General features: G+C 50.5%; 13 protein-coding genes and 1 pseudogene. 3 read left to right on the forward strand and 11 right to left on the reverse strand.

Annotated features, from left to right (window positions below):
* The first annotated feature begins 71 nt into the window (after positions 1-71).
* Positions 72-845, forward strand: coding sequence for a DeoR/GlpR family DNA-binding transcription regulator (locus OTG14_RS07385; RefSeq protein WP_267215202.1), 774 nt, complete (start codon positions 72-74; stop codon positions 843-845).
* 38 nt (positions 846-883) lie between these two features.
* Here the strand turns inward: OTG14_RS07385 and OTG14_RS07390 are convergent, their stop codons facing one another.
* The 4 genes from OTG14_RS07390 to OTG14_RS07405 all read right to left on the reverse strand — a co-directional run bounded on the left by OTG14_RS07390 (position 884) and on the right by OTG14_RS07405 (position 3,330).
* Positions 884-1,246 carry a TIR domain-containing protein gene (locus tag OTG14_RS07390; RefSeq protein WP_024908484.1) on the reverse strand — a complete coding sequence of 121 codons (363 nt, stop codon included), beginning with the start codon at positions 1,244-1,246 and terminating at the stop codon, positions 884-886.
* A 137-nt stretch (positions 1,247-1,383) separates the two neighbouring features.
* Positions 1,384-1,755: a VOC family protein gene (locus OTG14_RS07395; RefSeq protein ID WP_024908485.1), complete on the reverse strand. Its 372-nt coding sequence runs from the start codon at positions 1,753-1,755 to the stop codon at positions 1,384-1,386.
* 94 nt (positions 1,756-1,849) lie between these two features.
* A complete protein-coding gene (locus OTG14_RS07400) occupies positions 1,850-2,293 on the reverse strand; it encodes a PACE efflux transporter (RefSeq protein ID WP_024908486.1) in 444 nt (147 codons plus the stop codon).
* A 74-nt stretch (positions 2,294-2,367) separates the two neighbouring features.
* A complete protein-coding gene (locus tag OTG14_RS07405; protein ID WP_267215203.1) occupies positions 2,368-3,330 on the reverse strand; it encodes an NAD-dependent epimerase/dehydratase family protein in 963 nt (320 codons plus the stop codon).
* 94 nt (positions 3,331-3,424) lie between these two features.
* Between OTG14_RS07405 and OTG14_RS07410 the strand changes: the two genes are divergently transcribed.
* Complete coding sequence (locus OTG14_RS07410; protein WP_148769184.1) at positions 3,425-4,333, forward strand: LysR family transcriptional regulator; 909 nt, start codon at positions 3,425-3,427, stop codon at positions 4,331-4,333.
* Between the two features lie 290 nt (positions 4,334-4,623).
* Here OTG14_RS07410 and OTG14_RS07415 read toward each other — a convergent pair whose 3' ends face one another.
* From OTG14_RS07415 to OTG14_RS07440, 6 genes and pseudogenes are all read right to left on the reverse strand, one after another.
* On the reverse strand, positions 4,624-5,715 hold the full coding sequence (locus OTG14_RS07415) for an HBL/NHE enterotoxin family protein (RefSeq protein ID WP_024908517.1): 1,092 nt from the start codon (positions 5,713-5,715) through the stop codon (positions 4,624-4,626).
* 35 nt (positions 5,716-5,750) lie between these two features.
* Positions 5,751-6,638 (reverse strand): HBL/NHE enterotoxin family protein, encoded by an 888-nt coding sequence (locus OTG14_RS07420; protein WP_267214827.1) that lies wholly within the window; start codon positions 6,636-6,638, stop codon positions 5,751-5,753.
* Between the two features lie 111 nt (positions 6,639-6,749).
* Positions 6,750-7,892, reverse strand: a complete 1,143-nt coding sequence (locus OTG14_RS07425; protein ID WP_267214828.1) for an HBL/NHE enterotoxin family protein — start codon at positions 7,890-7,892, stop codon at positions 6,750-6,752.
* A gap of 245 nt (positions 7,893-8,137) precedes the next feature.
* The gene (locus OTG14_RS07430; protein ID WP_024908520.1) at positions 8,138-8,407 is read right to left on the reverse strand and encodes a hypothetical protein; all 270 of its coding nucleotides are present in this window, start codon (positions 8,405-8,407) and stop codon (positions 8,138-8,140) included.
* Positions 8,408-8,965: 558 nt separating this feature from the next.
* Positions 8,966-9,043, reverse strand: a pseudogene (locus tag OTG14_RS07435) (recombinase family protein); the annotation flags it as partial.
* A gap of 17 nt (positions 9,044-9,060) precedes the next feature.
* A complete protein-coding gene (locus OTG14_RS07440; RefSeq protein WP_248164608.1) occupies positions 9,061-9,387 on the reverse strand; it encodes a Silver-binding protein in 327 nt (108 codons plus the stop codon).
* A gap of 178 nt (positions 9,388-9,565) precedes the next feature.
* Between OTG14_RS07440 and OTG14_RS07445 the strand changes: the two genes are divergently transcribed.
* Positions 9,566-10,150 (forward strand): hypothetical protein, encoded by a 585-nt coding sequence (locus tag OTG14_RS07445; protein ID WP_267215204.1) that lies wholly within the window; start codon positions 9,566-9,568, stop codon positions 10,148-10,150.
* 42 nt (positions 10,151-10,192) lie between these two features.
* Here OTG14_RS07445 and silA read toward each other — a convergent pair whose 3' ends face one another.
* A complete protein-coding gene (gene silA / locus OTG14_RS07450; protein ID WP_267215205.1) occupies positions 10,193-13,333 on the reverse strand; it encodes a Cu(+)/Ag(+) efflux RND transporter permease subunit SilA in 3,141 nt (1,046 codons plus the stop codon).
* Positions 13,334-13,340 lie beyond the last annotated feature (7 nt).

Consider the following 13,340-nt stretch of genomic DNA (forward strand, 5'->3'; position numbering starts at 1 on the left):
CGTAGAGTAATTATCATAAACAGCATTATCGTGCATTTACAAGATAAAACATGCAATTTCAGGAATTCATGATGCTCACCAGTCAACGAAAACAATTGATCCTCGAAAAGCTCGGCGCCGAAGGTCAGGTCCAGTCAAAAGCGCTCAGCATTCTCTTTGACGTCTCTGAAGACACCATCCGGCGCGATCTGCGCGAGCTGGCGGCAGAAGGGCGCTTGCAGCGGGTTCACGGTGGCGCGCTGCCGTCATCTTCCGCAATTGCTCCGTTTGCTGAACGGCAATCCGTGAAAATGGATGCGAAAAAAAGAGTGGCCCGCAAAGGCGCGCAGCTGATTTCATCAGGCCAGGTGGTGATCGTCGATGGTGGTACGACAACGTCGGAGCTGATTACGTTTCTCCCTCCCGAGCTTCGTATCACTGTGGTGACGCACAGCCCGAGCATTGCCCTGGGGCTTGTCGATCATCCGTCCATTGAGGTGATTCTGATCGGCGGTCGCTTGTATAAACACTCTATCGTTGCGGTCGGCGCTGCGGCCATCGAAGGCATCGAAAATATTCATGCAGACCTGTTCTTTATGGGCGTGACCGGGATCCATCCTGAAGCTGGATTAACGACCGGTGATTTCGAAGAGGCGTGCATCAAACGTGCATTTTCCGGCAGAGCCGCGGAGACTGTTGTTCTGGCTTCTCCGGAAAAGATCAACACAGCGTCTTCGTTTGTGATTGGTGATGTGTCATCGGTGAATACCATCGTCGTGGAAGACAATACCGCTAAGGACTGGATCCGCGCAGTATCAGAAAAGGGGGTATCCGTCGTGTTAACCTCAGATCGTGATACTGTCTGACAGCCAGCCTGAGAGCATAGCCTGGCTGTCGGTTTTCCTTAAGCCTCAGGAATGTCCTCAAGCGCGGTATAAACCCTGAGGCCGTATTTTCTGGCGACCTCAATGTCCATATCGGCACCTTTAGATGCACCGGCGATACGATAAATTGCATCGCATTTAGCTATGAGCCGGTGAGCAACGGGGTAGAGCATCGCTTCGCTGATTTCATCACCAACGGTTTTCGAGCCCGCGGCCTTTGCCAACGGCAAAGCAAGCCATTCACCTATGATCGGAATGTGACCACGCTGGTAAACGGCTAATGCTGCGCTTTCGAGACGCGCCAGATTCTCATCAATGCGCGCCTGAACGCCGTCGGTTCCGCTGCGGTAGGGGCCGGCAATTAGAATCAACTGTTGTGTCATAAATACCTCTGTCAGTGTTATTGCATGAAGTTGCACGATTACAGCCCATACCTTACGGGATTAATGTGGCTTAATGAAGCACTTTCGTGCATAAGCGTGCAAATAGACGCATGACAGATATTTAATGACATCTGACGCTACAGACTTTGCGGCGCATGGCACACCGCCTCGATATTATGACCATCAGGCGAGATGACAAACGCGGCATAGTAATTTTCACCGTATGACCTCAACCCCGGCCCGCCGTTATCACGTCCGCCGGCGCGCAGTGCAGCATGGTAAAAATCATCAACCTGCTGACGCGTATTGGCCACAAACGCCAGATGCAGAGGCGCGGGTTTGTCATTTGTATGGAAAAGGCAAAGTGAAACATCGCCGGAACTCATTTCTACACCATACTCCGGCGTGCCTTCATCGATGAGTTCTACACCAAGCGGGCGAAGCGCCTCGAGGAAGAAGGTTTTACTTTTTTCATAATCGCTGACGCCGAATTTCACATGATCAAACATTATCGACTCCTGAAAAGAGATAGAGAAATGAAGAGTATAGGAGGTGAGTGGAGTCGAAGATGATCAAAGGCGTGTCAATGTGACTGATATCTCGCTACATAACAGACCGTTTACGTCCAACAAACGTCCAGCGCAGATAGTCGTAAAGCCAGTTAAACAGCATCGTGTATGGCAGGAAAAACAGTACAAGACCAATCTCAACAAAAAATGCCTCAGTCATTGTAAGATTCAGCATAATCATCGCGACAGGCATTAAGGTTATGATGAGTCCCGCTTCAAAACCTACCGCATGGATCGCACGAATGAGAAATGTTCTTTCAAACTGGTATTTTTTCTGCAGGGAATCAAAGAGCTTATTAAAAATAAAATTCCAGACCGTTGCGGTAAGTGCGGATATGACGGACAACGTGCCTGACTGAAGTACAGACACATTCATCAGCCAGGCAAGTGACAGGGCGATAATAACGTTGGCCGTCACCTCAAAAATGACAGCATGGAAGATTCTCTCTTTAACACTTTTATTTAATTCAATTTCCATTTGATTAGGGCTGCGTTTTTCAAAAGCTTAAGTATATCAGACATCTTTCAACTCTTTCTAAACAGCAGGTTATGTTAAATACAGCCCAAACCAACTAATGTGGAATGTACGGCCTCATTAAGAGGGGTCTGCGGTTCATGTCCTAAAAAGGCAATCAGTTTTGAATTATCCATCTCTATTGTCTGCTCCCAAAGATAGCGCATCTCCCGCATTTCATGCAGCGTAGCGTTAAAGGGACTCATCGCAGAGATAAGCCACCAGGGAAACGATTTCACTTTCGCCTTTATACCGGCACGCTCCACGACGAGCTTTATGGCGGCGGTCATCGCTGTCCCATCAGGATCCCAATGCCCGCGCATATGGAAACTGGCAAACGGTTCGAGCGCATCCCGACGCGCCAACAGTGCTGCGAGCGTTTCGGCGACATCCGGCAGATAAGCCCACTGGTGGTCTGCGCCGGTTTTGCCGGGGTTTTTAATGACCCGCGGTGGATGCCCCGGTTTGACCAGTCCCTGTGAAAACCAGTTGTTGCCAGCATGGGGACCAAAAAAGTCTCCAGCCCGCAAAATCAGCACCTTTCCGCCACGCTGTGCATAGGCTGCGAGTTCCTGCTCCATTTGCACGCGTATGGCGCCTTTTCGGGTAACCGGATTCTGAGGGGAATCCTCGCGTAAGAGGGGAAAAGCATCCGGACCGTAGTTATAAATCGTGCCCGGCAGAACGATTAATGCACCGTTTTTCTCCGCTGCGCTGATGGTGTTATGCAGCATGGGCAAAACGAGCTGTTCCCAGTTTCGATAACCCGGCGGGTTAACGGCATGGACAATCACGCTGCATTCTGACGCCGCCGCCTCAACCTGTTCAGCATTCAGCGCATCTCCGCTTATCCACGAAATGCTATTGTTGCGATCGGCATTTTGCGGAGTGCAGCGGCGCAATGCACGCACATCCCATTCGTCCCGGATCAATTTACGGGCTATTTCGCCACCGATCCCACCCGTTGCGCCCAGTATTAGTACCTTATTTGTGCTTTTCATCATCTGACCCTTATTGGATATCTGCTTGACATCTTAATGACCGCACGGGCTAAATGTAATTGCATAATATAAGCCAGCAGGTATGCATTTTTGTATGAAGCTAAATATCCCGTGGGAATGGTATCGCACATTTTTGGCCGTGATGAGGGAAGGGTCTCTGTCAGGGGCCGCACGCAGGCTTGCCATTACCCAGCCAACCGCCGGACGTCATATTGCAGCACTGGAATCAGCCCTCGGCCTTGTTTTATTTACACGTTCACAAACAGGATTGCAGGCTACGGACGCAGCCGTCGAGCTGAAGGGCCATGCACAAGCGATGGAAAATACGGCCATGATGATTGAGCGGTCGGCTGCCAGCTTCAGCTCCGGCGCAGCCGGATTACGAGGCGTGGTGCGCGTTGCCGCAAGTGAAATCATCGGCACTGAGGTTCTGCCTCCAGTGATCGCACAAATAAAGGAGGCATACCCGCAAATAACCGTTGAACTGGTTCTGTCTAACCGCGTTCAGGATTTACTGAACCGGGAAGCGGATATTGCTGTACGCATGACCACACCGGTGCAGGAGCAACTGATTGCTCGTCGGATGGGCAGGATTGAAATAGGTCTGCATGCCGCGCCAGCCTATGTGTCACGACATGGAGCACCGGAAAGTATTGATGCGTTATTCACCCATACGCTTGTGGGTTTCGATAATATGACGCCCTTTATTTTACAAGCACTTAAACAGTACCCACAGCTAAACCGCGAGCTGTTTACCGTGCGAACCGACAGCGATATTGCACAATTAAACCTCATACGTGCCGGAGCAGGTATCGGTATGTGCCAGGTGCATCTGGCCGATTTTTCTCCGCCGTTACAGAGGATAATGCCTGATTTCTTTGCATTTCATCTCGACACCTGGCTGGTGATGCATGAAGATTTACGCCACAGCCAGGCCTGTAAAACGGTGTTTGATTTTCTTGCAGAGGGTTTACAGGCTTATATCAACAGGGAAAAACGGTAAGTAAACCTGGGAAGAATAACACCGTTAAGCCGGCATGCGCTGGACGCGTTGTGAGATAGCCGGCGAAGACGCTTTCAGAAGCCAGGCCAACGATGTCCGCAAAACGCCAGATTTTCCGTGATTTCATATGAGTGCGCATAATGTATATTATGTTAAATCATGTTTATTGTTAACTTACGCTGTTTTGTACCACTCACCTTCAGCCAACAGCGCTGACGCTATACCTGTTCTAAAAGCCTCTCTGCCCGGCGGTTGCCGGGCAGCAGCAGCCAAATATTAATCTTCGCCTTTCATGCACTCGACTTCAGTTCATTTGCGGGAACAGTATTAAAAGGCAGCGGCCCTAACTGCATCACGCTTCCCGCCTGCTCGCCTAGCTGTTGCCACTGGCGTTTCATCGCGCTCAGCCTCAGTGCCAGATACCCTTTTGAACTCTGCTGCAGGTCGGCCAGCGTTTGCTGGTAGCTATCAGCAACGGTCTGCCATCCGTTGACCAGCAGCTTAGCGGCATCAATGGCAGACTGAGAAAGTCTTTCACTGGCCGTCAACTGGTTATAAACCGTGTCAAAAACAGCCACTTCCAATTCAAGCCCGACGAGATTGGTCAACGTTGTGCTGTACTCTTTTTGCGCTTTGACGATATCGGCAGAGCTTATGGTCATCGCCAGCGTTCCGCCCGCGACCAGGGTAATACCTGCAGCCAGAAGCGTTTGCGTTGCCCCACCGGTTTCGATAATTGTTGTGGCCGCAATGACAATCATGCCGATCCCTATAATGTCGCTCACCGCTCCCGCCGAAATCTGCACAATATCTGCATCCATCTGTTTATTCAGATCGTTTAGCTTCTGCCGAAGTGCCGATATTTCCCCTTTATCACCGGTAATTTGCGTCTGCACGGTTTCTTTAGCCTCTTTAAATGTGCTCTGACTGCTGTTGATCCCATTCACATAAACCTGGACGTTATCGACAAACACCCCCGTGGAAGTGACGTTTTTCTGAGCAAGAAAAAGCAGCTGCTGGATGCCCTGCTGGATATAAGGAAGTTGGCTTTTATCCCCCATGTCATATTTTTGTGCCGCCGGAAGAAGTGCATCGACATAAGCCCCCACCTGATTCGAAAAATTACGCACATTCACCAGAGAAGAAATGGCCGCCGGATTAATCGAGGACAACCATTCCTGCGCCTGATCGCGCGCAATAGCCTGCTGTGCAGGAAGATCAGGTAAAATATCTAAATGAATGTTGGGTTGACATAATACAGTGCTCGCATAAGTCTGTTGAGCAATCGATGAAGCACCAATGCCCTGAATACCTGTCATTAAGGTATTGGTTGATGATGATTCAGTATCATTTTTCACAGCTGCAATGGCTTGCATGATCATAATGAAAACCTCAAAGTCGTTAATTGGTTTTTGCCTTACTGCAATTGCTCAACGGTGCGCATCACTTCCTGCCAGTTCGCCTGCACGGTATTAACCGAGACGATAAGAAAATCCGCAGTCACCTGTTGTTGGGTGACCTCCGACAGCTCGGCCGTCACGGTTTGCCAACCATATTGAAGAGATTGTGTCAGGCCACACAAAATAGCGGTTCCTTTGGTCAATGCGTTCAGTGCATCACTGGTGGCGCCGAGCTGTCCTATTTCCTGATAAAGCCTCTCCTTTTCCTGTTGCGCCTGGCCAATCGCCCGCTCTGTGCTTTGCACATAGCCTGTTAATTCCATAATGGCGGCGCCAATCCCAAGAGTAAAAATGCCGATGATAATTTCCATCCTCTTTTTACTTTCAAGCTCAGCATTCAGCGCATTCAGCTGAGCGTTAAGAGCCTCTAATCTTGCCCGATCGGCAGCTAATAACTGTTGCGCCTTTTGCTGATCGGCTAGTAAGTTCCTTGAGTCCGACGTAATGTCATTATTAAAGGAAATAACAACTTCATTGAAATTATTCAGAGAGGCGGATAGCGGCGTGCTGTCGGAGAGTAATTGCTTAATCTGCCCCTGAGCTTTTGCGAGATATTCCTGTCCGTCAGGACCATTTAATTCAGAACGGATGTTAGCAACCGTAGAATCCAGCGCGTCTCCAAACCTGATAACGTCGGAATACAACGAATCCATTTTCACCACAATGTCAGACAGATAATAATTCGCATGATTGTGGACGGAGACAATATTTTCATTCAGGTCGGAGATCTGCGGATCGTTAATGGGCGGAAGCTGTTCTAATTGTTGTGCGACCTGCTTCATCTGTTGACGCACATTTTGTTGAGCCGCTAATGCCTGAGTAAAGCTGACTTTTAATGCTGGCATACTCTGAACCTTAGACATGGGTCTTTTATTGGCATCATCGTGAAACGATGCGTCCGGTTTTTCTGTTAAAACAATCAGACCCTCACGGGCCTGATTGATGATTGATGAACGCTATGCAGCAGCCAGCCGTGCAAACGTCGCCGTTGGATTAGGTAACAGGATTCCACTGCTGGTAACCGAAGCGTTGCTGACAGGTAAAGAACCATAATCCAGGAGTTTACGGGCATGATTGCCAACGTCATCCCAGTCCGCTTTCGCCGCATTGAGTTGCGCGATCAGGAAATAACCTAAATCGGGGGTCGCGCTGGTCAGCGCCGACTGGAAGACAATAAAGTCCTGTTCTAGCGTCTGCCAACCTGCCAGTAAAGAACCCGCGGCCTGAACCGCAGCGGATGCCTGGCCTGAAAGGTTCTGAACAATCGTATTCACGTTTTTGGTGGCAGAATACTGTTGTTGTAGTTTTGTTCTGGTCGTAATGGCCGTGCTGAGCGCACTGGTTTGCTTGGCATAGTCAACTCCCCCGGCAATGGCAACACCAGCACCGGCTCCAACGACCACCAATCCACCGACAATCAGTGCGGTACTGACGCCTGCGGTCGCAATTTCCGCCAGTGCCCCCACGGCAATCATTAATCCCCCTACCACTGCGGCGGTTGAACCCGCTGCAATCATAGTCAAGTCTTTACTCATGGCGGAATTAATAGCGTCGATTTGTTTCCCCAGTGCGGCAATTTGCCCGTCTTTACCGGCTAATGCCGCCTCTGCCGTCGAAAAATCACTGGCGAAATTGCGGGCATCTTCGGCAAGCGTGGTCTGGAACCCCCCCACTGAATTAACCACGGTATGCGTAGCGGTTTGTTTTTGAGCGACCAACGCCTGAAGTTGCTGAACACCCAGTTTAAAAGTATTAATTGATGCTGTGTCCGAAGGGTTTTGCTGTATTTTTACCGCCAGCTTAACCAAAGGATCATAATAGGAATCAAAATTGTTAGAGAAGCTCACAATATCCGTATTGGTTGAGATCATTTGCGGCTGTATGACATCACGCCAGGATGTGGCATGGTCTCTGGCCTTTGCCTGATGTTCCGGTAGATCGGGTAATATATCAGGCAGAGAGAGATCGGCCTGTGTTAAAATGGTGCCGACATAGTTTTGAATAATCACAGCTGCCGTGGTTGAGGCATCAGCACTCGCTTTCATGTTATTACTGTTAATCGACGGATTAGTGCCGGCCTGTAGAATATGATTTAGCATTATTAAATACCCTTTCTGTTACTAAGATCGCAGTGAACTCTTAGAACTCAGTTAAATATAAAACATATTGACCGTGGCTAATCAGGTCATTTCATACCAAGGAAATCGTGTTTTAAGCTCACGACTTCTTTCAATAAGTGGATTAAAGCAAAGCCAAGTTAATAAAAAGCACTTATTTACGAAAAGACCGTCAAAGCCTGGAATGTTTTCCTAAATCACGCATTGACACAGTATTGATTGAAAGTTCAGATTCGGGTGATCCCGACAATATGCGGAGCCCCCTGCAAAGGCTGGAAGATTTCAACAATAGACTCCCACACCACTAAAGCAGGCGGAATTGAAGCAAGGCACTTGAAGCGATAATTTGTCCCGGCCACTAACTGCGTTGAGACGGCCTGCGGCTCATACGTTACACCAACAAATCCCGCCATGGCTTCTTTAAATACCTGCCAATCTTTTTCGGTCAACGTATGATAAGCCGTCCAGCCACCAACAATAGTCTCTTGATTCGACATGATATTGCCTCGATATTAGTCATCCTACTCATTTGGCTTTTCGGAGTTCGCCCCATCTATTTTGAAATGGTTTCTGGAATCCATTTATTTTCATACATATTTGTAAAGAAAAAACCACCAGCTTCAATCTGGCAGAAGCTGCTTGTGATATATTTTATATTTTAGCCAGTGCAATAACTGGCAATCAGAACGTTCTTAAATATGAGTGGTGCAATCACTTCCCGCAACTGACTTTAATAATACGGAATTTCATTTTACTGCACCATGGGTTACATGGTGTAATGTGCCACTTTATAACATAAGTAAAGTATCAATGATGGTTTTTTCATCTTAATCCAGGGCAATACCTCAAGTGATTAATTATTATCAGAATAAACACCCCCTCCCCCAGAAAAAGGCAAAGAAAAATCGCTTTTGTTTTAAATTAACAATTAAGCAATTGTTAATGGTTAGTTTATTTATTAATCAAAGCTTAATTGTATAAATATTTTAAATTTTGATTTGTAGGCCTTTTTTCGGCTGAAATAAAAAACCCGCAAAGTCACCTGCGGGTTTTCAAATTGCCGTGCCGCCCATTTTCGCGACCACATGCAGACGGTACACTTCAGCAGGATCGATGGAGGGTTTACGGCCTCGAGAGGCTAAGCAGCGGATTAATTCTCTGTCATCTGGCGACGATGTTGTTGCGCCTGCTGCTGATGGCTGACCGAAGACTGACCGTTATTCGCCGTCTCGTGTGCAATCGCCGCTTTCTCGTGTTCATTCATCGCGGAAAACGACGTCGCTGTTTCGTTAGTACCGCATGGACGGGTTTTGATCATCTCCTTATGCATTTCCGCCATGCTCTGGCTCGAATCCGATGTGTTGCTTTGCATCATGTCATGGGGCAGTGCTGCCTGTTTGTTGCTGTTTGTCTCTGCCGCCCAGCTGGATGCAGAAACCGCCAGGAGGGCAATAACAGATAAAAGGGTCTTTTTCATAACGGTATCTCCGAAGTTAAAGCGCCCAACAGTTGGAGGCCTTCTTTATAATGAATTATAAAAACCGGCTACTGTTTATCGCATGACTGGCGGGTGACATTTCTGTCACTCTATGAGCTTATTCCCTACCCTATTCCGGCACTCAAGGAATGAGAGATACAAAACGTTGATTATTCAAATAATTAGAAATTTATCCCGTCACCTGCAACACTGTAACGAGGTGGCTACCAGCATAAGCAATGCCTCCCCGACACAGCTGCAACAGCTAAAGACTCAGTTGGCTGAAAAAATGGGCAAACCTGTAGGCCTACACACCATGGGGATTCCCGCGGCAATCAGTACCCTCGGGGTGATTGTCAGTTTCGCCATTCCGCAGCTGTGGCTGGGGTATGGCGTACTCGCCGAACTCGACCAGCCAGCGGGACACGTATTCGTCTGGGTTGTCCTGATCGCCCTTCTGTTCGCTGGGCTTAACGGCGTGACGATGTTTATGATTGGCAAAGGCAGCATGCGCGCCGTGAGGTTACACCTTACGCTGGCGGTGATAAGCCTGGTATTAACGGCAGCCTATCTGCTGGTCGCGCTGAGCGGTAGCGCTGCTCCGGGCGTCAGTCTGACCGCGGCGCTAGTGAGTATCGTCATGCTACTGCTTAGCGGCAGCTGTATCCTTTCCACCGCCTTCTATAAGATGCTGCTGTTTACTCTGCATAATCGTGCCTGCCGCAAGCTTCTCAGCCAGACGCGTGCTAAAACAGCGCGCTAAGCGTTCATCCCGTAAAAAACCCGCCATCGCTGGCGGGTTTTTTTATGGCTTTTTATGCCTGCGCAACCAAATTAACTTATATGCCGCAGGAATAATAAACAGCGATAGCAGCGGAGCCGTGATCATCCCGCCAATCATGGGCGCCGCTATCCGGCTCATGACTTCTGACCCGGCACCGGTACCCCACAGAATGGGCAGCAGACCGGCAATAATCACCGCGACGGTCATCGCCTTTGGCCGCACGCGCAGCACCGCGCCATGATAAAGAGCGCCATCTAGCCCCTGTTCGGTGAACGTTTCCCGATGGGATAACGCCGGGTGTGCTTCAATGGCATGACGCAAATACATCAGCATGACCACCCCAAATTCTGCCGCTACCCCGGCCAGAGCGATAAAACCGGTGCCGGTTGCCACAGACATATGGAAGCCCTGCCAGTAGAGGAACCATATTCCTCCGACCAGGGCGAACGGCAAGCTCATCAGGATCAGCAACGCTTCATCCACGCGACGGAACGCCAGATACAGCAGAATGAAGATGATCATCACCGTCATCGGCACCATCAGCTTCAGTTTCTTGTTGGCGTGTTCGAGCAGTTCAAACTGTCCGGAGAATGAGACGCTGGTACCCGGTCTCAGCTTTACGTTCTGACTGATAGCCGTTTTAATGTCGTTCACCACCGACACCATATCCCTGCCGCGGGCATCGATATAAATCCAGCTCGCAGGTCGGGCATTCTCCGTTTTTAGCATCGTGGGGCCGGAACCCACGTTGATATCCGCCACATCGCCCAGCGTGATCTGCTGTTTCATCGGCGTGAGGACAGGCATCTGCTTCAACGCGCTCGGGCTGTTCCGGTAATCCTGAGGATAGCGAATATTAATCGGGTATCGGGCGACGCCTTCCACCGTTTCACCCACCGTCGCCCCGCCGATGGCCGAGGAGACAAAGAGCTGCACATCACCCACCGTCATCCCGTAGCGGGAGGCTTTTTCCCGGTTGATATCGACATCAATGTAGCGCCCGCCCTCCAGACGTTCAGCCAGGGCAGACACCACGCCCGGCACCGTTTTGGCTACCGCCTCAATGCTCTGCGCCGTGGCGTCAATATCCGACAGAACGGTACCTGACACTTTGATACCGATGGGGCTTTTGATCCCGGTCGAAAGCATGTCTATCCGGTTACGAATGGGCGGAACCCAGAGGTTCGCCAGGCCAGGCAAACGAACGGTCTTGTCTAGCTCGTCAACGATCTTGTCAATCGTCATGCCGGGCCGCCACTGATCCTCAGGCTTGAGCTGAATGGTGGTTTCCACCATTTCGAGCGGCGCGGAATCCGTTGCCGTTTCGGCCTTGCCGGTTTTGCCAAACACCGAGGCCACTTCAGGCACGGTTTTGATGAGTTTGTCCGTGGTCTGTAACAGCGCGGCAGCTTCAGCCGGAGAGACGCCCGGCAATGTTGACGGCATATACAGCAGGTCACCTTCATTTATCTTTGGCAAGAACTCGCCGCCCACCTGGCTCAGGGGCCAGATCACCGTGAAGATGGATAAGGCCGCAGCCAGCAGCGTTGTTTTAGGCCAGTGGAGCACACGAATCAGTAGAGGATGATAGGCTTTAATCAGTAGCCTGTTCAATGGGTTACTGGTCTCTGCGGGGATTTTACCCCGGATCCAGAATCCCATCAGGATGGGGATAACAATGATGGCCAGCGCGGCCGCGCCCGCCATGGAGTACGTTTTTGTGAAGGCCAGCGGACCAAACAGCCGCCCTTCCTGACCCTCAAGGGTAAAGATAGGAATGAAGGATAAGGTGATAATCAGCAGGCTGATAAACAGCGCGGGGCCAACCTCGACAGAGGCGTTGGTGATCACCTTCCAGCGCGTGGCGTTATCAATCTGCTCTCCCGGATGCAGGTGATCCCACTCTTCCAGCCGTTTGTGCGCGTTTTCAATCATGACGATAGCGGCATCCACCATCGCGCCGACGGCAATGGCAATGCCTCCCAGCGACATGATATTGGCGTTCAGTCCCTGGAAATGCATGACGATAAAGGCAATACACAGGCCAAGCGGCAGAGAGATAATCGCCACCAGCGCCGAGCGAACGTGCCACAGGAACAGGGCGCAGACGATGGCCACCACGATAAACTCTTCGAGCAGCTTGGAACTCAGGTTGTCGATTGCCCGATCGATGAGCTGGCTGCGATCGTAGGTAGTCACAATCTCAACACCTTCCGGCAGGCTGGCCTTCAGCGTCTCCAGCTTATCTTTCACCGCCGTAATGACCTCGCGCGCGTTTTTACCCGAACGCAGGATCACCACGCCGCCCGCCACTTCACCCTGCCCGTTCAGCTCGGCAATACCGCGCCGCATTTCCGGCCCCGTTTGTACGCGGGCAACATCACGAAGGTAAATCGGTATCCCGTTATCGCCGGTTTTCAGGACAATGTTATTGAAATCGTCCATCGTCTGCAGATAGCCGCTGGCCCGGACCATATACTCCGCTTCCGCCATTTCAACTGACGATCCCCCTGCCTCCTGGTTAGACGACTCAAGGGCCTGCTTAACCTCCGGCAGACTAATGCCGTACTGAGCCAGTTTTAACGGATTGACCTGGATCTGATACTGCTTCACCACGCCGCCGACGGAGGCCACTTCAGCCACATTCGGGATCGTTTTCAGTTCAAATTTCAGGAACCAGTCCTGCAACGAGCGTAACTCGGCGAGATCGTGTTTTCCGCTGCGATCCACCAGCGCATACTCAAATATCCAGCCCACGCCGGTGGCATCAGGACCGATCTCTGAGCTCACACCGGCAGGCAGTTTGCCCTGAACCTGGTTCAGATACTCCAGCACGCGCGAACGGGCCCAGTACAAATCGGTACCGTCTTCAAAAATGACATAGACATACGAATCACCAAACTGCGAAAAACCGCGCACGGTCTTTGCGCCGGGAACCGACAGCATGGTGGTGGTGAGTGGATAGGTGACCTGGTTTTCAACAATCTGCGGAGCCTGGCCGGGATAGCTGGTTTTGATAATCACCTGAACGTCAGACAGATCGGGCAAGGCATCGACCGGGGTGTTGATGATGGTCCATGTCCCCCAGACGCTGAGGAAGAGCGCCCCCATCATGACCAGGAAACGGTTGGCGACTGACCGCCGGATAATCCATTCAATCATCATCGTC

The organism is Enterobacter pseudoroggenkampii (genome assembly GCF_026420145.1).
GTDB classification, from domain to species: domain Bacteria; phylum Pseudomonadota; class Gammaproteobacteria; order Enterobacterales; family Enterobacteriaceae; genus Enterobacter; species Enterobacter pseudoroggenkampii.